Source organism: Stenotrophomonas sp. 278 (genome assembly GCF_003935715.1).
Classification (GTDB): Bacteria; Pseudomonadota; Gammaproteobacteria; order Xanthomonadales; family Xanthomonadaceae; genus Stenotrophomonas; species Stenotrophomonas maltophilia_AH.
On the sequence record NZ_RHPP01000048.1, the window covers coordinates 1 to 23,016 of the forward strand.

Sequence of the window (23,016 nt, forward strand, 5' to 3'; positions counted from 1 at the left end):
CCTGCCACCGCCGCGACCGGCGAGGCCGCCCCGACGGCCGCCGAAGACGACTTCGCCGCGCTGTACGGTGGCCCGGCCCCCACTGCCGATGGCAGCAATGGCGTGCAGCCCTCCTACGACCCCTGGGAAGGCTTCAACCGCCGCGTGCACGCGTTCAACGACGTGGTCGACCGTGCGGTCGCGCGTCCGCTGGCCACCGCCTACACCAAGGTGGTGCCGCGCTTTGCCCGTACCGGCGTGACCAACTTCTTCAGCAACCTGCGTGCCCCGGTCACCATCACCAACCAGCTGCTGCAGGGCCGACCGGGCGACGCCTGGGACAGCCTGGGCCGGTTCCTGATCAACTCCACCGTCGGCATCGGCGGCCTGTTCGATCCGGCCAGCGCCGGCCAGGTGCCGCGTCGCAGCGAGGACTTCGGGCAGACCCTTGGGGCCTGGGGCTGGCGCAATTCGCGCTACGTGGAACTGCCGTTCTTCGGTCCGCGCACGGTGCGTGATGTGTTCGGCCTGGCCGGCGACATTCCGCTCTCGCCGATCCGCACCATCGAGGAAGACAAGGTGCGCATTCCGCTGCAGGGCCTGCAGCTGGTCGACATGCGTGCGCAGCTGATGGCGCTGGATGACATCCGCGACAGCGCGGTGGACGAATACGCGCTGACCCGCGATGCCTGGCTGCAGCGCCGCAACTACCAGATCGAGAACGATCTGCGCGGCAAGCACCGTCGTGGTCGCGATGCGGAAGATACCGATCCGATTCCGGTCGACGCGATGCCGATGCCCAACTGGGGCAATTGAGCCGCCAATGAAAAACCCCGCCAAGGCGGGGTTTTTTTTTATCAGGCGGCCAGCGCAGCGTCGATGGCGGCTACGAGGCGCGGGTCGTTGGCGGGGACGTCGGGGGCGAAGCGGGCGATGACCTGGCCGTCGCGGCCGATCAGGAACTTCTCGAAGTTCCACAGCACGCCCGGGGCCGGATTGACCACCAGGTCGGGGAATCTGGCGACCGCGCCCTGCAGCTTCTCGCGCATCGGACCTTCACCGGTGGCAGCGGGCTGGGCCTGGGTGAGCTGCGCGTACAGCGGGTGGATGTCATCACCGGCCACGCTGATCTTGGCGAACATAGGGAAGCCGACGTTGTACTCCAGCTGACAGAACTGCTGGATGTCCGCTTCGGTGCCCGGCTCCTGGCCGAGGAAGTTGTTGGCCGGGAAACCCAGCACTTCCAGGCCGGCGGCCCGCTTGTCGGCGTACAGCGCCTGCAGCCCTTCGTACTGCGGGGTCAGGCCGCACTTGGAGGCCACGTTCACCACCAGCAGCACCTTGCCGCGGTAGTCCGCCAGCGACGACGGCTGGCCTTCGATGGTGGTGACGGGAATGTCGTAGACAGTCTGGCTCATGCAGATCTCACTGAAAAAACTGGGGGGTAGAGTCGACGCTCGGTCGACTGCTCTTCGCGCAATCCAACATCAATCAACGCAGATCGTGCCCTGCGCCAATCCGCCATCAATACGCTGACGGCAACCAAAGTTCTGGCTCATGTCGCGCTGGCACACGCCGGTCGCCGCCGTTCCGGGCACCAGCTCGGCATCACCCGTTGCCAGGCACTGCCCGCTGCAATCGGATTTGGTGCGGCAGCTTTTGCCGGCGTCGGCATACGGGACCACGCACTGCACGCGCTGCAGGCGGCCCAGCGGCATCAACGTGCCGCCGTCGGCGGCGCAAGCCGCTTCGGCGGCGGCAGCATCGGCCGCTCCGCCCAGCGTGGGAACCTCGGCACCCTCACTGCTGGAAGCCGGGGTGGCCGGGGTCGTGGTGGTACAGCCGGCCAGCATCAACAGCGCGGACAACATCAGGGTTAAACGCATCGGGGGCTTTCCGTTGGAAGAAGCTCGATGGTAGGTCACCGCCGTGCATCGCGACACCTCATTCGGTGTCGCTGTCCGGGTCTTCCTCGTCACCGCCGTCCAGGCCGATGTCACCCAACAGCTGTCGGGTCTGCTCACCGCCCAGCGACTCCACGCCACGCAGGCGGCGCTCGATGGTGCGGGTTTTACGGCTGGCCTCGCCCAGGCTGCGGCCGACGGTGCTGATCTGCTTCTCGGCTTTCTCGAGGATGCCGGCGAACTTGCCGAACTCGCTCTTCACCGCGCCCAGCAGTACCCATACCTCGCTGGATCGTTGTTCGATCGCCAGCGTGCGGAAGCCCATCTGCAGGCTGTTGAGCAGCGCGGTCACCGTGGTCGGGCCGGCCACCACCACCCGGTGCTCGCGCTGCAGCAGGTCGACCAGGCCCGGGCGACGGATCACTTCGGCATACAGGCCTTCGGTGGGCAGGAACATCACCGCGAAGTCGGTGGTGTGCGGCGGCACGATGTACTTGTCGCTGATCGACTTGGCCTGGACGCGGATCGCACGCTCCAGCTGCGCGCCCTGCTGGCGCACGCCCTCGACGTCGCCTTGTTCCTGCGCATCCAGCAGGCGCTCGTAGTCTTCGCTGGGGAACTTGGAATCGATCGGCAGCCACACCGGCACATCATCGGGACTGCGGCCGGGCAGGCGCACGGCGATGTCGACCATTTCGCCACTGTCCGGACGCACCTTCACTCCGCGTGCGTACTGGTCCTGGGTCAGGGTCTGCTCGAGAATGGCCTCCAGCTGTACCTCGCCCCAGCCGCCGCGGTGTTTGACGTTGGTCAGCACCCGCTTGAGGTCGCCCACCCCGGTGGCCAGCTGCTGCATTTCGCCAAGGCCGCGCTGGACCTGCTCCAGGCGGTCAGAGACCAGCTGGAACGAGGCACCGAGGCGCGCTTCCAGCGTGCTCTGCAGCTTCTCGTCGACGGTGACGCGCATCTGGTCGAGTTTTTCAGCGTTGTCGCGCTGCAGGGTCTGCAGCTGCTGTTCCAACGTGCCACGCATTTCGCCGATACGTTGTTCGTTGCGCTGGATCAGATCCTGCAGGCGCTGGCCAAGCGAATCGCCCAGCCGCTGTTGCGCGCCTGTGCTTTCCTCGCGCGCCTTGCGCGCGTCGTCATTGAGTGCGTCGCGCAGCAGGTCCAGGCGCTGGTCGGTGCGGGTGGAAAGGTCGGTCAGCGCGCGCGCGAAGCTTTCCAGGCGGGCGTCCTGCTGCCGGCCCAGCCCTTCCAGCTGCTCGCGCAGCTCGCTGCGGCCGATGCGTGCTTCCTCGCGCAGCGACTGCTCCAGGCCGTCATGACGGGAACGCCGCAGCAGGGTGGCCAGCTGCAGCACGAGGACGGCGCAGAGCAGGCCGCCAAGGATGAGGAATTCAGGTTGCATGCGCCCAGTGTAGGGTGCTGGCGTCTCAATGGCTGCGCCGGAGCCGTGCGCGACGGCACCGCTCCGGCAGCCCGCCGGTCAGAAGCCTTCCAGCACCAGCTTGCCGCGGGCGCGGTGGCTTTCGATCAGCGCGTGGGCACGGCGCAGGTTGGGGGCGTCAATGCGGCCGTAGTGCTCGCCGAGGGTGGTGCGCAGCACGCCGGCGTCGACCAGGTCGGCCACCCGGTTGAGCAGGTCATGCTGGCGCTGCAGGTCCGGGGTCCCGAACGTGGAGCGGGTGAACATCGACTCCCAGTGCAGCGACAGGCTCTTGCGCTTGAGCGCCATGACGTCGAGCTGACCCGGGTCGTCGATCAGCGCCAGCTGACCCTGCGGTTCCAGCGCGGCCACGATCTGCGCGTAGTGCTGGTCGGTGTGGGTCAGGCTGGCCACATGGCTGACCGCATCGATGCCCAGCCTTGCCAGTCCTTCGGTGAGCGGTTTGCTGTGGTCGACGACATGGTGCGCGCCCAGATCCAGTACCCAGTCCTGGGTGTCCGGTCGCGAGGCGGTGCCGATCACGGTCAGCTCCGTCAGCTTCCGGGCCAGCTGCACCAGGATCGACCCCACCCCGCCGGCCGCGCCCACCACCAGCAGGGTCTGGCCTTTTCCGCCACCTTCCGGGATGCGAAGACGGTCGAACAGCAGTTCCCAGGCAGTGATCGCGGTCAGCGGCAATGCGGCCGCCGCGGCGTCCTCGAGGCTGGCCGGCTTGCGCCCGACGATGCGCTCGTCGACAAGCTGGTACTCGGCGTTGCTGCCAGGGCGGTTGATGTCGCCGGCGTAGTAGACCGCGTCGCCCGGCTGGAACAGGCTGACCTCGCTGCCCACGGCGTCGACGATGCCGACTGCATCCCAGCCGATCACGCGCGGCTCGCTGACCGCGACGTTGCGGCGGACCTTGGTATCAACCGGGTTCAGCGAGATCGCCCGGACCTGTACGCGCAGATCGCGCGGGCCGGGGGTGGGCAGCGGCAGATCCAGGTCGATCAGCGCGGCCGGGTCGGTGATGGGCAGGCCGTGCTGGGCGTAGGCAATGGCTTTCATGTGGCGTCAGTCCAGAAAAGGGAAACCCAGATTGGACCGCCCTCACCTGCCCGGAAAGGCGCAGAATGCAGCATCACTTTCCCTCTGGAAGAGAAGATGGTCCGGTTCGAGGATCTGGCCCTGTTCGTCCGCACCGCTGCCCTGGGCAGCTTTTCGCAGGCCGCGCGCGAAGCCGACCTGCTGCCGGGCCAGGTGGCTGCCGCTGTGGCTCGGCTGGAGCGCGAGCTGGACCTGCGCCTGTTCGTGCGCACCACCCGCAGCCTGCGCCTGACCGCCGAAGGCGGCGTGTACCTGCCCTATGCGCAGGAGGTGCTGGCCACGCTGCAGGAAGCCGATGACCGGATACGTGGCGAGGACGCCGAGCTGCGCGGGGTGCTGCAGGTGGCCGCCCCGTCTGACCTGGGCCGCAACGTGCTGCTGCCCTGGCTGACCGAGTTCCGCGCCGCGCACCCCAAGCTGCAGCTGCGCCTGCTGCTCTCCGACCAGGTGGCCGACGTGTTCCGCGATCCGGTCGATGTCGCGTTCCGGCTCGGCCGCTTCGACAGCGCGCGCTACGTGGCGCTGCCGCTGCTGCCCGGCAACCGCCGGGTACTGGTGGCCTCGCCCGATTACCTCGCCCGGCATGGCGCGCCGGCGGACCTGGACGCGTTGAAGGAACATCAGTGCCTGCTCTACCAGCTGGCCGGACGCCCGTATGACCGCTGGAGCTTCGAGCAGGACGGACGGCGCGTGGTGGTACCGGTGCGCGGGCATCTGGTCTGCGACGACGCTGACGTGGTGCGGCGGTGGGCCGTGGCCGGCGAAGGCATCGTGTTCAAGTCGTGGCTGGATGTGTGCGAGGACGTCCGCGCCGGGCGGCTGCAGGTGCTGCTGAACGGGGCCGGCGACAGCCTGCCGTTGAATCTGGTGTGCCCGCATCGCAAACAGTTCTCCACCGCCCTGCGCCAGCTGCAGGCGCTGTGCGCGGAGCGTCTGCGCCCGATGCTGGACGGACTTCCCGAGGGACCGGTCTGAAAGCGACAACCGTCGCTATCCGCACAGCGCGCGGTGCCCGACAATGGCGTCCCCCCGTAGTCGAGTCGTTGTCATGCCGTGGATGGGCATCCAGGATCTTTGGACCTTCATCATTGCCGTGCTGGTGTTCCTGGCGCTGCCGGGCCCCGGGACGTTCACCCTGCTCACCGCCACCGGGCGCGGCGGGGTACGCGGTGGCTACACCGCGCTGGCCGGGCTGCTGCTCGGTGACCAGATCCTGATGTGGCTGGCCGTGGCCGGGGTCGCCGCGCTGCTCAAGGCCAACCCGGTGGTATTCCACGCGGTGCAGTACCTCGGGGCCGCCTACCTGGTGTGGGTCGGCATCAGCCTGCTGCGCGAGCCACGCGAAGGCGCACAGCCCGGCGGCATCCGCCTGCAGCCGGGCCACTACTTCCGGCAGGCCATTCTGGTCAGCCTGCTCAATCCGAAGGCGATCATCTTTTACATGGCGTTCCTGCCGCTGTTCATCGACCCGGTGCGTCATCAGGGACTGGTCACGTTTGCCGCGCTGGCCGGACTGATCTTCATATTGAGCGTGGCGTACTGCTCGCTGCTGATCGGGGTGGGCAACCTGCTGCGCCGGCGGATCATCCAGCATCCGCGGGTGGGAACGTGGCTCAAGCGGGTGGCCGGGGTGTTTCTGATCGGGTTCGGTGTGCGCCTGGGCGTCAGCGGCTGAGAGCGGCACCGGGGCAGTTGCGACAACCCGCAGCAGGTTTTTTGCTGGAATCGGCACAGCGTTGTCAATCCCAAAATCCGTTGGCCGTTCACGACGCTTGGCAGTAGTAATGCTGCGGCGCGTTCGGTCACACTCGGGCACTTGTCGATTGCAGTCACCCCGTGAGGTCCCATGTCATCCTTGTTGCGGCGTAAATCCCTGGGTTCGGTCACCGAGCACGAATCCGGCAGACGACTGGTTCCGACGCTTAGCTGGCCCCACCTGATCGCGCTGGGCATCGGTGCCATTGTCGGCACCGGCATCTACACGCTGATCGGCGTGGGTGCGAACCTCGCTGGCCCGGCGGTGCTGATTTCCTTCGCCATTGCGGGCGCGGTCTGTGCCTGCGCCGCGCTCTGCTATGCCGAGCTGTCCACCATGATGCCGGCCGCCGGCAGCGCATATACCTACAGCTACACCGCGTTGGGCGAGGTGTTCGCCTGGGTGGTGGGCTGGAGCCTGGTGCTGGAGTACTCGCTGGTGGTGAGTACGGTGGCGGTGGGCTGGTCCGGCTACTTCGTCGGCTTCCTGGAGTGGATCCACAGCAACACCGGCATCGACATCCGCCTGCCGGCGGCGCTGTCGGCCGGTCCGCACGTGGAAGGCGGCGTGTTCAATCTGCCGGCCGTGCTGATCACCTGGGTGGTCGCCGGTGGCCTGATGCTGGGCACCAAGGAAAGCGCCACGCTCAACGCCATTCTGGTGGTGTTGAAGATCATCGCGCTGGGTGTGTTCGTGGCCGTGGCCCTGCCCGCGTTCGACCCGGCCAATCTGCAGCCATTCATGCCGCACGGCTTCGCCAAGACGTTGGGCCCGGATGGCGTCGAACGTGGCGTGATGGCCGCGGCCGCGATCATCTTCTTCGCGTTCTACGGCTTTGATGCCATCTCCACCGCGGCGGAAGAAGCCAAGAACCCGGGCCGCGACCTGTCGATCGGCATCATCGGTTCGATGGTCGGCTGCACCATCATCTACATGCTGGTGGCGCTGGCCGCCATTGGCGCGATGAGCTACGCGGTGTTCGGCCACAGCGCCGAGCCGCTGGCGCTGATCATGCGCGAACTCGGCCAGCCCAAGGCAGCCGCGGTGATCGGCATCGTCGCCATCGTGGCCCTGCCGACCGTGCTGCTGGCCTTCCTGTTCGGCCAGAGCCGCGTGTTCTTCGTGATGGGCCGCGACGGCCTGCTGCCGCGTGGTCTTTCCGCAGTGAACAAGCGCACCGGCACGCCGGTGGCGACCACGCTGTTCAGCGCGCTGGTGGTATCTGCGCTGGCCGGTGTGGCGCGACTGGATGAAATCGCCGCGCTGGCCAATGCCGGCACCCTGGCTGCGTTCACCGCCGTGGGTATCTGTCTGGTGGTGATGCGCAAGCGCGAGCCGGGTGCCAAGCGCACCTTCCGCACGCCGCTGGCCTGGTTCGTGGGCCCGGCCGCCGCGCTGGGCTGCATCTACCTGTTCATCAGCCTGCCCAGCAGCACCCAGCTGTACTTCCTGATCTGGAACGTGATCGGGTTGTTGGTGTACTTCCTGTACAGCCGGAACAACGCGTTGATCGGCAAGGCGTGATCGGGTCTTGGTAGCGCCGGCCGTTGGCCGGCCCTCATGATCCTTGGAAACAACCCGTGGGCCGGCCAACGGCCGGCGCTACCGGATGGTTACCGGTTCGCGTAATCCTGCGCCTGCTGCACCACCCGCAGCAGGTTGCCACCCCAGATGCCGGCAATCTGCTGTTCGCTGTAGCCCTTGCGCAGCAGCCACGCGGTGATTTTCGGCAGCTGACTCACATCCTGCAGGTCGGCAAGCCCGCCACCACCATCCCAGTCCAGGCCAATGCCGACGTGCTCGGGGCCGACCACGGCGAGGATGTGCTCCAGGTGCGCGAAGAAATCATCCAGGGTCGCCTGACGTAACGGCTGGGTCTGATCCAGCTTTGCCAGTTCCTCCTTCAACTGCACACCCTGCACGATGCTGAGTTCGTCATAGCCGGCCCCGATCTGCTTCATCAGCGCGTCCTCCGCCTGCTTGCGCGCATCGGTCTTGCCGGTATCGATCAGATAGCCACCGTACGCGTTGACCTGGATCACGCCACCGGCCTTGGCCAGTTGCTTCAGACGGGCGTCGTCCAGGTTGCGCGGGTGGTTGTAGATCGCCTTGGCCGAACTGTGCGACAGCACGAACGGCACCGGCAGGCGTTGGATCAGATCGTCGAACACCGCATCGGAGGCGTGCGACTGGTCTATGACGATGCCCAGCTTCACCGCCTCGTCCACCAGTGCCTTTCCGGCGGGGCTGAGGCCTTTCCAGTCCGCGCCCTTCGGGTCGGTGGCCGAATCGGCGAACTCGTTGTTGGCGAAGTGCACGGTGCTGAGCAGGCGCAGGCCGGCCTGGTGATAGAAGCTCAGCAGCGACGGATCGGCAACCAGCGGGCTGGCGTTCTCCATGCTGATGTAGACCACGCGCTTGCCGGCAGCTTTGATCTTCGCTGCGTCGGTGGCGGTCAGGGCCAGTGCGAACTGGTCCGGATGCGCGGCCAGCATTTCGCGGATTTCCAGCAGGCGCTGCAGCCCGGCGTCGCGGTCGCGCAGATGTGCGGCGGGAGTGCGGTCGCCCTGTTCGGTGTAGATGGCGAAGAAGCCGCCGTCCAGCGCACCCTCCTGCATGCGCGGCAGGTCTACCTGGGAGAGCGCGTTGTGGTCATGGCGCTGGCGCAGGTCGAAGCCTTCGCGATGGAAGTTCGCGGGGGTGTCCAGGTGACTGTCGAGCGTCAGCAGCCGCTGCTGCAATGCCTTGGCCTTGGCCAGCTCCGCTGCGGAGAATTCGATGGCCTGGGCAGAGAGCGGCGCGAGCAGCGCCAGCGATACCAGCAACGACAGACCACGTAAGCGCATGACGTCTCACCAGCAAGGGTTGAACGTCAACGATAACAGCGCGATGACACGCCATGCGTGTCATCGCGGTCCCAGACGGGGTCGAAGCGGCAGGTGCCGACCGTTGGTCGGCACCCTCACGTCAGTCAACGACGCGGCAGAACACGGCCTTCAGATACCGCGATTCCTGCACGTGCGCCATGAACGGATGATCCGGACCGGCACCGGATACCTTCAGGATCTGGATGGTGCGCCCCGAATAGAACGCGGCACGACGCAGCATGTCCAGGAACTGGTCCTCAGCGACCAGACCGGTGCACGAGAACGTGGCGAACAGACCACCGGGCTTGACCACGCCCAGCGCCAGCTTGTTCATGTCCAGATACTTCTTCAGTGCGGTAATCACCTGGTCGCGGTCGCGGGTCATCTTGGCCGGGTCCAGAATCACCACGTCGTACTGCTCGCCGCGGTTGGCGGCATCACGCAGCCACGGGAAGATGTCGGACTGCACGAAGCGCGGGCGCACGTTGTTGAGGCGGCCGTTGGCCTTGGCGATGCTGATCACATCTTCATCGATGTCGATGCCGAGCACGTCCGAAGCACCGCGCGCGGCCGCATACACCGCAAAACCACCGGTGTTGCAGCACAGGTCCAGCACCGACTTGCCTTCGACCAGGCTGCTCAGCCACTGGCGGTTCTCGCGCTGGTCGGCGAAGAAACCGGTCTTGTGTGCACCGGCCGGGTCGGCGCGGAACTTCACACCGTACTCGGTGATGACCGCCGCTTCGGTGGTGGTGTTGCCGTGGAAGTCGAAGCTTTCCTGCTTCTGCACGTGTTCGTCGGCGAAGCTGTGGAAGCGGCAGCCGGGGAACTGCTCGCGCAGCGCTTCATAGATCCACTCGCGGTGGCGGAACATGCCGGCGGCGAAGAACTCCACCACCACCAGGTCGCCGTAGCGGTCGACCACCAGGCCGGACAGGCCGTCGCCCTCGCTGTGCACCACGCGCCAGGCGTCGGAGACCTCGTCCAGCTTCAGAACCTCACGGCGCAGCGACACCGCCTGCGCGATCTTGCGCGAGAACCAACCGGCATCGACGGGGACGCGCTGGTCGGTTTCCAGGATGCGCACCGCAATGCGGGAATGGCCGTTGTAGAAGCCGCGGCCGATCCACTCACCATCCACGCCGACCACGTCGACGATGGAGCCGGGCTTGGGACGGGCGGCAGGCTTTTCGACCAGTTTCTGGAAGATCCACGGGTGGCTGGAGCGCCAGGCGTTCTTGAGGCGGACTACGGGTGCAGGGGTATTCATGGGCCTATTGTATCCGGGCGATTTGACGCGGGGCCGGCCAGCCCGCAGAATCGGCACCAGAAGGGGAGTAGCTCCCAGCGTTGTCGCCGTCAATTCGAGCCCGCAGGCTCCGGTGCAACGGCAGTCCCACCTTCGGGGCTGTGAGCGAGACCTTCGCCGTACGGCGAAGCTCTGTCCCTGGACCCCCTCTGGTGCTCCGTTGCAGGTCCTCGCCGTCCGGCTTGAGGCTTTTCATTCATTCAACGGACAAACCCATGCAGACGATCGGTAATTTGTGGTTGTGGGGCGGCTTCGGCGCGGTGGTGATCATCGCGCTGCTGGTCGACCTCGTTTTGATGCGCCACGGCGGCCCGCACAAGGTCACCTTCAAGGAGGCCCTGTGGTGGTCGATTGGCTGGGTGGCACTGGCGCTGGCCTTCAATGGCGGCCTCTGGTACTACCTGAACGAGACCGCTGGCCAGGTCGTGGCCAACAAGGTGGGCCTGGAGTTCCTGACCGGTTACCTGGTCGAGAAGGCCCTGGCGGTGGACAACATCTTCGTGTTCCTGATGATCATGGGCTACTTCGCGGTGCCCGAGGAACAGAGGCAGAAGGTGCTGATCATCGGCATTCTGGGTGCCATCGTGCTGCGTACGATCATGATCTTCGCCGGCAGTGTGCTGCTGACCAAGTTCCACTGGCTGCTCTACGTGTTCGGTGCCTTCCTGCTCTTCACCGGCTGGAAGATGTGGTTCAGTGCCGGCCAGGAGCCGGACCTGGAGACCAATCCGGCCCTGCGCTGGATGCGCAAGCACCTGCGCCTGCTGCCGGAGTACGCCGGCAATGCCATGAGCGTCATGCGTGACGGCAAGCGCTGGTACACCCCGCTGTTCGTGGTGCTGATCCTGATCGCGGTCACCGACGTGATCTTTGCGGTGGACAGCATTCCGGCCATCTTCGCCATCACCACCGACCCGTTCATCGTGCTGACCTCGAACGTGTTCGCGGTACTGGGCCTGCGCGCGATGTTCTTCCTGCTGGCCGGCATGGCTGATCGCTTCCACCTGCTGCCGTATGGTCTGGCCCTGGTGTTGGGCTTCATCGGCGTGAAGATGATGCTGATCGACATCTTCAAGATTCCGACCCCGATCTCGCTGGGCGTGGTCGCCGTGATCATCGGTGCCACCGTGGTGCTGAGCCTGAAGAACCCGCCGAAGCCGGACGCTTCCTGATCTCCGGTGCCGCCGGCGGATTGTCCCGCCGGCGGACCCACAGTCTCCCGTCGCGTTGCCCTTGTGTTCAGCCTGGGGCGACGCAACCCATGAAGGTATGAACGCCAACCTGCCCCAGCCGTCCGGCGAGACGCCGGTTTCCCCCCGCACCGACCGTGGTCGGGTGATGCGGGCGTTCAACTTAAGCCTGGCCTTCGTGCTGGTGCTGGTGGCGGTGTTCACTGCCCAGGATTACTTCGACTGGCGACCCTGGGCCGTGGCCCCGCTGGAGAAGTCCGGGCTGCTGGGCATTCTCGGCGCGCCGCTGCTGCATGGGTCGCTGCAGCATCTGGCCGCCAATTCCTTTGCCCTGCTGATCCTGGGCACGCTGGCCGGCAGCGTATATCCCAAGGCCACGCTGCGGGCCTTCCCGCTGTTATGGATCGGCTCCGGACTCGGGGCGTGGCTGCTGGGTGACATCGGCAGCCGCCATCTGGGTGCAAGCGGCATCACCCACGGCCTGATGTTCCTGGTGTTCGTGCTGGGCTTGCTGCGGCGTGACCGCCCGGCGATTGCGACCGGGCTGATCGCCTTCCTGTTCTACGGCAGCATGCTGATCACCATCCTGCCGCATGAGCCGGGCGTGTCCTGGCAGTCGCACATGGGCGGTGCGTTCGCCGGCATCATCAGCGCGCTCTTGTTCCGTCTTTCTGATCCGATGGCTCCGCGCAAGCGCTACAGCTGGGAGGATGAGGAAGACGAGGTGGACGACTACGAGATGCGCCGTGACAGCGATCTGGAACCGCCCTCGCCTACCCGCGTGCCGGTGTTGTGGCAGCCGCGCGAGGGGCAGGACTTTGTGGTCTTGCCGTTCCGGCGGCCGGACGAACGATGACACATGGCGCGGACACGCATGGCGTGTCCCTACGCGATCCATCTGTAGTGACACGCCATGCGTGTCAGGGGCCCCGGTAGCGCCGGCCGTTGGCCGGCCCACGGATCACTTCGCGGCGGATGCCGCCACGTCACCATCAACCGCGCGTCGACCCAACGCCGGATCATCGGTAAAGAACGCATCGATCCCGGTCGCCAGATAGGCCCGCATTTCCGCAACCGACCCCTCTGGATTGCGTGCGTGGGTCGCACCCTTGCGGAATTCGGCCGCCATGAACGAGTTCTCCGGCCGGAACGTATACGGCACCACCATCAGCCCGACGGCCTGCGCATCACGCACCAGCGTGGTGGGCGCGCCGAGGTGCCCGGCAGCATCCAGCGGAATCACCATGCGCAGGCTCGGGCCGATGCCGTCGGCATAGCTGGCGACCTGCTCCAAACCGGCCGGGGTGATCATGTCGGCGTAGCGCTGCGTGCCCTTGGCCGCGAGCACATCACCCGGCTGCTCGGTGGCGGCACCAATCAGCTGCAACAGGCGGATGTTGCTGCTGCGACCCAGCTTCGTGCGCAGCTGGCGCAGGTTGCCCACTTCAAAGGACTGGATCGTGATCGGCGCGACCTTGGTGTACGCGTTGGCCTGCAGCGCGGCTACCAGCTTGTCCTCCATCGGCAACCCGATGCTGCGGAAGTAGGTGCCGTGCTTGATTTCCGGCACCAGGCCGATGCCCTTTCCGGCGCGCCCTGCCTGCTGCACCAGGAAGTCGATGATTTCGTCGAGCGTGGCAATGCGGAACTGGCCATCGAACGCGGTGCTGCGTACCTGCGGCAGGCGCTCGCGCACGTACAGCGTTTTCAGTTCGTCCAGGGTGAAGTCTTCAGTGAACCAACCCTCCACCCGCTCGCCGTCGATGGTCTTGACGGTCTTGCGGCTGGCGAACTCCGGGCGGCTGGCCACGTCGGTGGTGCCGCTGATCTCGTTCTCGTGGCGCGACACCAGCACGCCGTCTTTGGTCATGACCAGATCGGGTTCGATGTAGTCAGCGCCGTCGGCGATGGCCTGCGCGTAGGCGGCCAGGGTGTGCTCGGGCAGCAGCGCGCTGGCGCCGCGGTGGCCATAGACCGCCGCCTTGAGGCGCGGCACGGGGGTGGAGGATTCGGCGCTCATGGCCACAGATGGTGCCACGGCCAGCGACAACAGCAACGCACAACCCCACAACGACTTCGACACAGCTAACCCCTGTTGGTACAGCCCCGCCAGTGCGGCAAAGGCAGGAAAAGACGTGGCGCATTCTGCGCGTGCGGTGTTACAGCGGAAAGAAATGTGATGGCTGCACACTTTTTCTGTGGCAAGCACCTGACCGAGGGTTAGCTGGGCCGCAGGCCAGAAGGGGCCGGTGCAGCATCAATCTCTATGTCGACCTCCCAAAGCACAAGAGAAAAATAGAGATAAGTTATTGATTTACATGAATTAACATATAAAAGCTCTTTGCTCAACTTCAATTTCTCTTTGCTATCCTCTCTGTCAGTCGCCAGCAAGGGGCCGTGTCTGAACCGGTGTTCACAATCACCTCCTGCCGTCGCAGACGGGTAAGCAACCCGCTGATCTTGTTGTACTTCTGTTTGTCGTCCAGCGCGTCGCTCAGCTTGTCGACAAGCAGCTTGGTAATTTCCGCGCGGTTTGCCTGGCCGAACTTCTCGAGGTAGTCGGTCAAGAGCTTGGCATAGAAGGCATCGTCCTGCGCCCGCGTCCTGATGTAGTCCGCCTTGTTGGCTGTTGCCTCAGCAACCGCAGCCGATACATGGAAGTTTGGCTTACGGCCTTCAATCAACCTCGCGCGGCGCAGCCGCGCGGCAGCTTCATCAGGAATCGGCAGCTTCTTCTGGACGCGGTCTAGTGCCAGAACATCTGTAAGCGGCAGGTCGGTGTTCTGAATAAGTAGGCGGCTGTAAGCAGGATCCACAACCCCGCCATAGATGGTCAGCTTGACAGCGTTTGGCTCACTCAGATCGTAGTCAGGCAACGGGAAGTATCGCCGTGCCTGGCCGGCATAGATGGAGTGGATGCCATAGCCCATGGTGTCGATCATATTGAGTTCGACCATCGCCTGCGCCAATGCGGGATTACGGTAGCGACGAGGCGTCTTGTCGCCCTCAATGTACTCGTCAGGTTGGCCTTCGAAAAACCCACCCTCATTCTCAAATACCAGCCTATCCGGACGCTCGGTAACGATGACGCGTCCGTCCCGAGTGTAGTCCTGGTGCGAGATACAGTTGTGCAATGCTTCTAGGACGATCTTCTGATCGTACTTAGATACTTCGACGGGCAGGAGCTCGTCCTGTGGCAACAGCCTCAGCTGAATGTTGCGGATACGTTGATACAAGTGGCTTGTGGTCAGCAGGAACGGGGGGCCGAAGTGCTCATACGCGCGCTCATGGCCCTCCAACTTCCAGGTCAGCTGGGCTGGGAATGGTGAAAGATGCCGCGCAGATTCCGGCTTCCCTAGAAGAAGCAGCGCAGTCCGCGTCACCTTCCCATCGTAAGTAACCCGAGCGCGATCCAGGAAGGTTGCCAATGGCCACGCCTCAACCTCACCCTCTGCAAAACGATTGGCGTACTTCTGCGCAAAAGACTCACGCGCACGCCGAATTGCGACATCGTCCAGATCATCTAGCGTAGCGTCAGGAACACACTGCGCAGTCCAATCCTCCGCAATCGTCTGACGACGGATGTGATCCAGTTTGTCCAATCCCAACGACGTGAGACTCTCACCCGCTCGCGCGTAATAGTGCCCCTTCCAGGCAATCGGGATGCCCAACGGCGCTGAGGGAATCTCGAACATCAACACTCGCCCATCAGCACGAGCCAACTCATGAATCTCTCTGAAGGTAATTCGGGGCTCCGCGTTCTCAGCAATTTGCATCTTGAGCGCATGAAGCCGTTCAGCCTGCATGCGGTAATCCGTTCCAGAAATTCCACGTGTCTTATTGTTGACGCCAAACACCAGCCACGCACTCTCTGCGCCGCGCAGGTTCGCTTCATTCGCCAGTGCAGAGAAGTACCGACCGATGTCATCGGTACTGTAGTCGTTACTAGCCTGCTTGAACTCCACGACCTCGTTTTCCCAAGTCGCGATCAGGTCGTTCAACTGCTGGTTCAGATCTGACGCATTCATGCTTTCGCTCTAGTTGTCGGTTCTACTTAGACCAAGCATTCGAAAGGGACTCTGCCTGCTTCAGCACCAGTTCGATCGCGGCGTCTTCTCCAACCGGTGGGTACTTCCACTTCTTCAATGTACGCCGAACCAGTATCCGCAACTTTGCGCGCACACTCTCACGCACCTGCCAGTCTACCGTAGTGCTGCTGCGGAGCTTCTCGGTAATCTCAACGGCGATCTTCTTGAGCGTGTCATCACCCAGTTCGCGTGCGGCGCTCTCGTTATTCGCAAGGGCATCGTAGAAGGCGATCTCGTCCGTACTAAGACCAAGTGACGCTTCACGCTCAAGCGCAGCTTGGAAGTCTTTGGCCATCTGGATCAGCTCTTCGATGACCTGCGCCGTCTCCACCGCACGGTTGTGGTACTTGCGCAGTGTCTCCATCAGGCGGTCGCCGTACTTCTTCTCCTGCACCACGTTGTTGCGTGCCCGCGCCTTGATCTCATCGCGCAGCAGCTTTTCGAGCAGTTCCACCGCCAGGTTGCGGCTCTTCATCTGCCGCACGTCTTCGAGGAACTCTTCCGACAGCAGGCCGATGTTGGGCTTGTCCAAGCCCGCCAGGGCGAAGATGTCCGCCACCCCGTCCGCCACGATGGCATTGTCCAAAATCTGCTTGAGCGCGCTGTTCTTGTCTGCGTCGGAGCGCTTGCGGTCCACCGTGGTGAACTTGACGATGGCGGCCTTGACGGCGGCGAAGAAGGCAATCTCCGTGCGCAGGGTGGCGGCTTCATCGAGCGTGCTGCACAGTGAGAACGCCTTGCTCACAGCCAGCATGGCATCGAGGAAACGCTGCTTGCCGTCCTTCAACCCCAGGATATGGTTAGCCACCGGCACCAGCAGCTTCATCGCCTCAGTCTCGAAGCCACTGTAATCGAAGCCATGCATCAGCCCGCGCACGATGTCGAGCTTTTCTAGCAGGACGGCCAGGGCCTCGGCTGCGTTATGCGCCGGGTCGCCTTTGCCCTTGGATTCGGTGTAGGTCTTGAGCGCCGCTCTCAGTTCGTTGGTAATGCCGATGTAATCCACCACCAATCCGCCCGGCTTGTTGCGGAACACCCGATTGACCCGGGCGATGGCCTGCATCAGGTTGTGCCCCTTCATGGGCTTATCCACGTACATGGTGTGGCAGCAGGGCGCGTCGAAGCCGGTCAGCCACATGTCGCGCACGATCACCAGCTTCAACGGGTCGGCCGGGTCCTTGAATCGCTTCTCCAGGCGTTTTTTGACCTGCTGGCTGTACAGGTGAGGCTGCAGCAAGGGCTTGTCCGCTGCCGAGCCGGTCATCACCACCTTGATCGCTCCCTTTTCCGGGTCGGCGTCATGCCAGTACGGACGCAGGGTGACGATGGCGTTGTACAACTCGGCGCAGATGTCACGGCTCATGCAGACGATCATCGCCTTGCCTTCCAGAGTGGCTGTGCGCGTCTCGAAGTGCTGCACCAGGTCGGCAGCCACCTGTTCCAGACGCGGCTGCGCGCCGACAAGCTTGGTCAGCGCAGCCCAATCGCTCTTGGTCTTCTCGCGGGCGGTGATGTCTTCCTCGTCCTCGATGACCTCGTCTACCTGGGCATTGAGTGCGTCGATCTCGGCCTGGTTCACGTCCAGCTTGGCTAGGCGGCTTTCGTAGAAGATCGGTACTGTGGCACCATCGTCCACCGCGTCCTGAATGTCGTAGATGCTGACGTAGTCGCCGAACACCGCCCTCGTGTCTTTGTCTTCCAGGGCAATCGGCGTGCCGGTGAAGCCGATGAAGGTAGCGTTGGCCAGCGCGTCGCGCATGTGCTTGGCGTAGCCGAACACGTACTTGCCGGTCTTGGTATCCAGTCGCCCCTTCATGCCGTACTGGCTGCGGTGCGCCTCGTCGGAGATCACCACGATATTGCTGCGATTCGACAACAGCGGGTGCTGTTCCTCGTCGTCCAGCAATGCGAACTTCTGAACCGTGGTGAAGATGATGCCGCCCGCCTCGTATGAAGCCAGCATTTCGCGTAGTTCCTCGCGACTGCCGGCTTGCACAGGCGTCTGCCGCAGCAGGTCTTCGGCGGCGCAGAAGGTGCCGAACAATTGCCCATCCAGATCGTTGCGGTCGGTCACCACCACCAGCGTAGGGTTCTTCATCTCCGGTTGCTGCAACAGCTTGCCCGCGTAGCAGGCCATGGTGATGCTCTTGCCCGAGCCCTGCGTATGCCACACCACACCGGCCTTACGGCTACCGGGCAGCACTTCCTTGCCGTAGGTGCCACGCGGCTCCTGCACTTCCAGCAAACCCTTGTTCGGGTTGCTGGCGGCGATCACCGTGGCTTTCACCGCTTCGCGCACAGCATGGAACTGGTGGTAGCCCGCGATCTTCTTGATGATCTGGTCGGCATCCTGCTCGAACAGCACGAAGTGGCGCACATAGTCGAGAAACAGCGCAGGCTCGAAAAAGCCGCGCGCGAGCGTTTCCAGCTCGAACTCCAGCAGCGGCCGGTCGTCTTCATTGGCGATCGCCCGCCAAGGTTGCATGCGCTCCTGGTTGGCCGTGAGCGATCCTAGCCGCGCAGTGAAACCGTCGCTGACCACCACCGCCACGTTGGTGTTGAACAGATCGCTAATTTCTTCCTTGTAGGTCTGAATCTGGTTGAAGGCATCCCAGATGTCGGTCTGCTCGTTGGCGGGGTTCTTAAGCTCGATCACCGCCAGCGGCAGACCGTTGACGAAGGCCACCAGGTCGGGGCGGCGCGGCTGCTTTGTACCGGTCACGGTGAATTGGCTAACCAGAAGGAAATCGTTGTTGCTTGGATTGGCGAAGTCGATCAGGTTGACCAAATCGCTGCGCTTTTCATCGCCCACGGCAAACTCGACCGGGATGCCAGACAGTAGCAGCCGATGAACGTGGCGGTTGCGGGCGATCAGCAGGAGTTCGCTGACCGTCAGAAGTTCATGCGTGGCTTGTTCCAGTGCGGCGGTAGGGATGTGCGGATTGATGCGCGTCACCGTGGCCAACAGGCGCTCGTGCAGTGCGGACCGACGATAGTCCGTACGGGCAGGGTTTTCCCCATCTGGTGCTATGTTTGAACCCTGAACGTGCTGCCAGCCAAGCTCCTGAAACCAAGAGATGCAGTAATTTTCGAGCTCTTGCTCTGTAATCACAGCCCGTCCTCCATTAGCGCCATCAAGAGAGCCTCAATGGACTCATCGTGCGTGCCTGCGGGGTACCAAATCGGATAGATATTGCATTCCATCAGTGCATCACGGCGTGCAATTTTTTCAGCGTTGCTGTTTGGTACAGGTAGGAACGCATAGTGGCGTGCGATGTTGTCATGCCCTTTGGCTTGCACAAGTGCCTTCATTGCTGAAAGGGTTCGATCAACCGTGAGGCTGCAACCAATAAAGAGCAGCGTCTTGGTACAGATAGCCTCTACCGCTCTTTGCAGCTCATTTCCTTCACTGTAGTGCCTGTCATACTCCGAAGCCGTAAGAATTCGGCTTCGAGAGCTCGTGGATGTTCCATGCAGTTTGAGCAGAATCCTCTTCCCCTCTGCCAACTTCCTTGGCAATTCTTGGGAGAACTCACCAGACAGCTCTTCGGAAAATGGCTTTCCTTCTGCTTCGTAACAACGCTTGGCCACATCATCGAAATTCGTTGTAATCACGCAGGAGTCGAAGACATGAGGCAATATCTGCACACAACCCGAAATTTCACGTGAACGCCCAAAGGCGTTTTCCACTCCTTCGTTGAAAGCGGGACCAAGTGCATCTGCTAGTCGCTGGGCTGCCTCCTCATATTGGCCAACATCCAGCATTTTATCGAACTCACCCAAATCAATCGCCGTCTCGCGGATCTGTTGCTTGAGAAAAGTAGTCCAACCAGGATAACCACTTAAAACTGACAAACCGGCACCTACAAAAGGCACAACCGCCCCTCTGGCATAAACCTCTTTGAGCTTTCCAAACCGGTCTTGCAAGTCAAATACATCCAATATCGTTTTTGCTGATTCGATTAGTTCTTCTTTGCGCTCCTGTACCCAGTCCAGGAAAAGATCATTGTATGCATCTGGGTCAAGCAATCCCTCCAGGATTTCATCCGGTGCCCAGTGCTTGTTTCGGATATGTATCCTTCCTTTATCAACATAGAGATTCTGCTCTTGCGCTAAGGCATCTGCGAACATGGGTCTGAGATGCTTCATGCCGGCACCTCGACCTCACCAGAAAGAAGCTTCGGCAGCAAAGTGTCCCGAGTCGCGCCCAAGGTTGCAATCTCATTTTGGCGGTTGCGCACTTCCTGAAAGACAGGGATGACTGATTTTGTAAAGCAACTAATTAGATCAGAATTGGCTATGATGATCGGCATCTCACGAATGGTCTTTGAATTGACTGCATCCGCAATAGACGACGTACTACCTAGCTTCGAATAGTCGAAGCTCTTCAGGTACAGATACAGGTATTCCGAAGAAATGGCAGAATCATCGGGTAACTTGAAATGAGCAATGGCTTCATTGGTCACCATCGGGCCATCCGTGATGGCTACCCGACCGATGGTCAACTTGAAGCTAAGCAGAACGGTTCTGTCTGGCACGACACGTACATTGAAGCGCGAGACGGCCCCTGAAGTCAGGAACTCTGAAGACCGTTGCTGAAAAACCCCACTAGTTCCCATGTCTTTAATGGAGACCCAGCGCCAATCTCCCTCGCCTTCAGAGAACCATTGGGGCTCTTTTCTTGGCGGAGTCTTGCCAATACCAACTTCCGCCATCAAGTCGGCAGCTTGAAATGCCCACCCCTTCGGAATCTCCCCCAACTCCGACTCTTCCATTGCATCAGGAAACAGCGTGGCGGTGGCGGCGAGTTGGTCGTGGTGTCCGCGGGGCATCTGGGCGAGCTCGGCATCGGTCTTGCCACTGATGGCGCGCATGGCGGCGCGCAGCGGGTCCTGGCCTTGTTCTATGGCAGCAATCTTGGCCTTGACCGGGTCGAAATCAACAAACCAGGACTTGAAGATGGCTTGCGCCATGGCTTCGAGGGTTTGGGTGATGCGGCGGTTGAGGTCGATCTTTTGGTCGTACAACTCAATAACATCGCCGATGGAAACTTGAACCGTCCATGGAGGAAGCACAAAAGGGAGTTCAGACAGAATCGTCGTATTCAAGTTTGGCATGGTTGCACCATGCGCGTGTCGAACGATCCACTCCCGAACTGCCGGGTGGCCAAGGTAGTGCGCAGCATACCTGGGGTAGACAACCCCCTCCCCAAAACGGATGCGCAAGCATCCTGTACCGCATAACCAGCCCTCTTCGGATTTCCGCACCAATGCACGGCGTTCTACATCGCCACGGCGACTGTAAACAATGTCGCCTTCTCGGATTCTGTATTTCGACAGACGTTGAGCATCAGCTTCAGTAATTCGCGCAATACCAGTATTTAGAATGCTATTGTCGCCAATGTTCTGCGGCATCACCGAGGGAATACCTTCTGCAACATAGTCAGATGCGTGCAATTGACTGCCAAATGGGCCAGTTTGAACGTTTCCGCCGCCGCGCTGACATACCTCACCTAAAGAAAGGGTTTCCCAGTCTTGGTACAGCGAAAAGACGGAGTCAAACACCATAGCCCAACCCCGCCAAATTCTTCTTAATCTCGCTCTCCAGCTTCGCACTCTCCGCAAACTGCTCCGCCAGTTGCGCCGTCAGCCGCTGCATCTTCTCGGCAAAGGGTTTGCCATCTTCCTCTTGCTCCGCCGCGCCCACATACCGCCCCGGCGTCAGCACATGCTCATGCTTGCGCACATCGTCCAGCTTGGCGGAATAGCAGAAGCCAGCCACATCCTCGTACCCCTCGTCCTGCTGCCAAGCATGGAAGGTGTCGGCGATTTTCTGGATGTCGTCTGGGGTGAAATCGCGCAGTACGCGGTCTTTCATGTAGCCCATCTGGCGGGCGTCGATGAACAGGAATTCGCCGCGCCGGTCGCGCTTTTTCTTGTCCAGCGCTAGGCCATTGAGCTTGTCGCGGGTGAGGAACCAGATGCAGGCCGGAATCTGAGTGTTGGTGAACAGCTGGCCGGGCAGCGCGACCATACATTCCACGTAGTCGTCCTCGACAAGCCGCTTGCGGATTTCGCCCTCGTTGTTGGTGTTGCTGCTCATGGATCCGTTGGCCAGCAGCAGCGCCATGCTGCCGGTGGGCGCCAGGTGCCAGAGCATGTGCTGCAACCAGGCGAAGTTGGCGTTGCCTTGCGGCGGCGTGCCGACGATCCAGCGCGGATCGTTTGCCAGCCTTTCGTTCCACCATTCCTTCATGTTGAAGGGCGGGTTGGCCATGACGAAGTCAGCGCGCAGATCCGGGTGCAGGTCGTTCAACAAGGTATCGGCCGGGGCGCTGCCGAAGTTGAAGTCGATGCCGCGAATGGCCATGTTCATCGCAGCTAGCCGCCAAGTGGTGGGGTTGCTCTCTTGCCCATAGACGCTGATCTGCCCGCTCTTCCCATTGGCTGCCTTGCCGCCGTGCTGTTCGATGAACTCCTCGCTCTGCACGAAGAAGCCACCGGAGCCCATGGCCGGGTCGTAGACGCGGCCCTTGAAGGGCTGGAGCATTTCCACGATCAGGGTAACGATGCTCTTGGGCGTGTAGTACTGGCCGCCCTTCTTGCCTTCGGCCAGGGCGAACTGGCCGAGGAAGTATTCGTAGACGTGGCCGAGGATGTCCTTGGATTTCAGGTCCAGCGGCTGGCCCTTGTATTCCTTGGCACTGAAGTCGGTATCCGAGAAGTGGCTGATCAGCCCGGCCAGCTTGCTGGAGTCGAGCTGCACGCGGGCGAAGTCCTTGTTGAGCACGTTCTTCAGGCGGGCGTTCTCACGCTCGACAGCTTCCATGGCGTTGTCTACAAGCCAGCCAACTGACCGCATTTCCTCCGGCTCGGATTTGCCGGGCTTGTTCCAAGGAAGTGGTGATTTTGGCGCCAGCTGCGCGCAATCTCGCAGAGTTTGCCAGCGAGCCTCCACCGGAACCCAGAAGACATTCTTTTCGGTGTAGTAGTCCCGTACCTCCAGTTCTTCGGCAATGCTCTGCTCGTACTCGCTCGATTCTGGAGAACCGTAGTCGGCGGGATCCATGAAGTAGTCATTGCCCGGAGTCTTGAACTGTTCGCGGAGCTCCCGTTGACGTTCTTCAAACGCATCAGATACATACTTGAGGAATATCAGTCCAAGGACGACGTGCTTGTAAACGGCCGCATCAAGGTTGGATCGCAGCTTGTCAGCTGCGCTCCAAAGCTTTTTCTCAAGGTCGTTGAAGAATTGCTGTTCGATCTGATTCATATGTGTTTCTCGAGCCTGTGGGGCTGCTGCGTCAATGGACAACGTCGTGGGACTTGTAGCTTCGTCCTTTCCTGACTCGATTTTTCGTGGCTTAGCCGACTTTCGAAGCGCTACT

General features: G+C 62.3%; 18 protein-coding genes. 6 read left to right on the forward strand and 12 right to left on the reverse strand.

Going from position 1 to position 23,016, the window contains the following annotated elements; genetic code table 11:
* Nucleotides 1-795 (forward strand): VacJ family lipoprotein (locus tag EGJ34_RS09930; RefSeq protein WP_148100486.1); only part of this gene is annotated, 795 nt, incomplete at its 5' end.
* Between the two features lie 41 nt (nucleotides 796-836).
* Here the strand turns inward: EGJ34_RS09930 and EGJ34_RS09935 are convergent.
* The 4 genes from EGJ34_RS09935 to EGJ34_RS09950 all read right to left on the reverse strand — a co-directional run bounded on the left by EGJ34_RS09935 (nucleotide 837) and on the right by EGJ34_RS09950 (nucleotide 4,380).
* Entirely contained in the window at nucleotides 837-1,397 is a 561-nt protein-coding gene (locus EGJ34_RS09935; protein WP_125360326.1) for a glutathione peroxidase, read from the reverse strand.
* A gap of 69 nt (nucleotides 1,398-1,466) precedes the next feature.
* The gene (locus EGJ34_RS09940; protein ID WP_125360327.1) at nucleotides 1,467-1,865 is read right to left on the reverse strand and encodes a hypothetical protein; all 399 of its coding nucleotides are present in this window, start codon (nucleotides 1,863-1,865) and stop codon (nucleotides 1,467-1,469) included.
* Nucleotides 1,866-1,923: 58 nt separating this feature from the next.
* A complete protein-coding gene (locus EGJ34_RS09945; RefSeq protein ID WP_125360328.1) occupies nucleotides 1,924-3,294 on the reverse strand; it encodes a DNA recombination protein RmuC in 1,371 nt (456 codons plus the stop codon).
* 78 nt (nucleotides 3,295-3,372) lie between these two features.
* Complete coding sequence (locus EGJ34_RS09950; protein ID WP_125360329.1) at nucleotides 3,373-4,380, reverse strand: zinc-binding alcohol dehydrogenase family protein; 1,008 nt, start codon at nucleotides 4,378-4,380, stop codon at nucleotides 3,373-3,375.
* 96 nt (nucleotides 4,381-4,476) lie between these two features.
* On the opposite strand from EGJ34_RS09950, the gene EGJ34_RS09955 reads away from it, so the two are divergent.
* The 3 genes from EGJ34_RS09955 (at nucleotide 4,477) to EGJ34_RS09965 (ending at nucleotide 7,699) form a co-directional block, all read left to right on the forward strand.
* Nucleotides 4,477-5,394: a LysR family transcriptional regulator gene (locus tag EGJ34_RS09955; RefSeq protein ID WP_125360330.1), complete on the forward strand. Its 918-nt coding sequence runs from the start codon at nucleotides 4,477-4,479 to the stop codon at nucleotides 5,392-5,394.
* 73 nt (nucleotides 5,395-5,467) lie between these two features.
* Complete coding sequence (leuE, locus tag EGJ34_RS09960) at nucleotides 5,468-6,094, forward strand: leucine efflux protein LeuE (RefSeq protein WP_125360345.1); 627 nt, start codon at nucleotides 5,468-5,470, stop codon at nucleotides 6,092-6,094.
* 171 nt (nucleotides 6,095-6,265) lie between these two features.
* Entirely contained in the window at nucleotides 6,266-7,699 is a 1,434-nt protein-coding gene (locus tag EGJ34_RS09965) for an amino acid permease (RefSeq protein ID WP_125360331.1), read from the forward strand.
* Nucleotides 7,700-7,788: 89 nt separating this feature from the next.
* Here the strand turns inward: EGJ34_RS09965 and EGJ34_RS09970 are convergent, their stop codons facing one another.
* Complete coding sequence (locus tag EGJ34_RS09970; protein WP_125360332.1) at nucleotides 7,789-9,021, reverse strand: dipeptidase; 1,233 nt, start codon at nucleotides 9,019-9,021, stop codon at nucleotides 7,789-7,791.
* A gap of 121 nt (nucleotides 9,022-9,142) precedes the next feature.
* Nucleotides 9,143-10,312, reverse strand: a complete 1,170-nt coding sequence (locus EGJ34_RS09975; protein ID WP_125360333.1) for a class I SAM-dependent rRNA methyltransferase — start codon at nucleotides 10,310-10,312, stop codon at nucleotides 9,143-9,145.
* 254 nt (nucleotides 10,313-10,566) lie between these two features.
* Here EGJ34_RS09975 and EGJ34_RS09980 point away from each other — a divergent pair, with 254 nt between their 5' ends.
* Both EGJ34_RS09980 and EGJ34_RS09985 read left to right on the forward strand, forming a co-directional pair.
* Nucleotides 10,567-11,523 carry a TerC family protein gene (locus EGJ34_RS09980; protein WP_125360334.1) on the forward strand — a complete coding sequence of 319 codons (957 nt, stop codon included), beginning with the start codon at nucleotides 10,567-10,569 and terminating at the stop codon, nucleotides 11,521-11,523.
* A gap of 97 nt (nucleotides 11,524-11,620) precedes the next feature.
* On the forward strand, nucleotides 11,621-12,397 hold the full coding sequence (locus EGJ34_RS09985; protein ID WP_125360335.1) for a rhomboid family intramembrane serine protease: 777 nt from the start codon (nucleotides 11,621-11,623) through the stop codon (nucleotides 12,395-12,397).
* Nucleotides 12,398-12,502: 105 nt separating this feature from the next.
* Here EGJ34_RS09985 and EGJ34_RS09990 read toward each other — a convergent pair whose 3' ends face one another.
* The 6 genes from EGJ34_RS09990 to EGJ34_RS10015 form a co-directional block, all read right to left on the reverse strand.
* The gene (locus EGJ34_RS09990) at nucleotides 12,503-13,561 is read right to left on the reverse strand and encodes a glycerophosphodiester phosphodiesterase (RefSeq protein WP_125360346.1); all 1,059 of its coding nucleotides are present in this window, start codon (nucleotides 13,559-13,561) and stop codon (nucleotides 12,503-12,505) included.
* Between the two features lie 331 nt (nucleotides 13,562-13,892).
* The gene (locus tag EGJ34_RS09995; RefSeq protein ID WP_125360336.1) at nucleotides 13,893-15,569 is read right to left on the reverse strand and encodes an RNA-binding domain-containing protein; all 1,677 of its coding nucleotides are present in this window, start codon (nucleotides 15,567-15,569) and stop codon (nucleotides 13,893-13,895) included.
* A gap of 22 nt (nucleotides 15,570-15,591) precedes the next feature.
* Complete coding sequence (locus EGJ34_RS10000) at nucleotides 15,592-18,741, reverse strand: type I restriction endonuclease subunit R (RefSeq protein WP_125360337.1); 3,150 nt, start codon at nucleotides 18,739-18,741, stop codon at nucleotides 15,592-15,594.
* Nucleotides 18,738-19,778: an SIR2 family protein gene (locus EGJ34_RS10005; protein WP_125360338.1), complete on the reverse strand. Its 1,041-nt coding sequence runs from the start codon at nucleotides 19,776-19,778 to the stop codon at nucleotides 18,738-18,740. The genes EGJ34_RS10000 and EGJ34_RS10005 overlap by 4 nt, the downstream gene beginning before the upstream one ends.
* Nucleotides 19,775-21,196: a restriction endonuclease subunit S gene (locus tag EGJ34_RS10010; RefSeq protein ID WP_125360339.1), complete on the reverse strand. Its 1,422-nt coding sequence runs from the start codon at nucleotides 21,194-21,196 to the stop codon at nucleotides 19,775-19,777. Before EGJ34_RS10010 ends, EGJ34_RS10005 begins: the two co-directional genes overlap by 4 nt.
* Entirely contained in the window at nucleotides 21,186-22,901 is a 1,716-nt protein-coding gene (locus tag EGJ34_RS10015; protein ID WP_125360340.1) for a class I SAM-dependent DNA methyltransferase, read from the reverse strand. Before EGJ34_RS10015 ends, EGJ34_RS10010 begins: the two co-directional genes overlap by 11 nt.
* Nucleotides 22,902-23,016 lie beyond the last annotated feature (115 nt).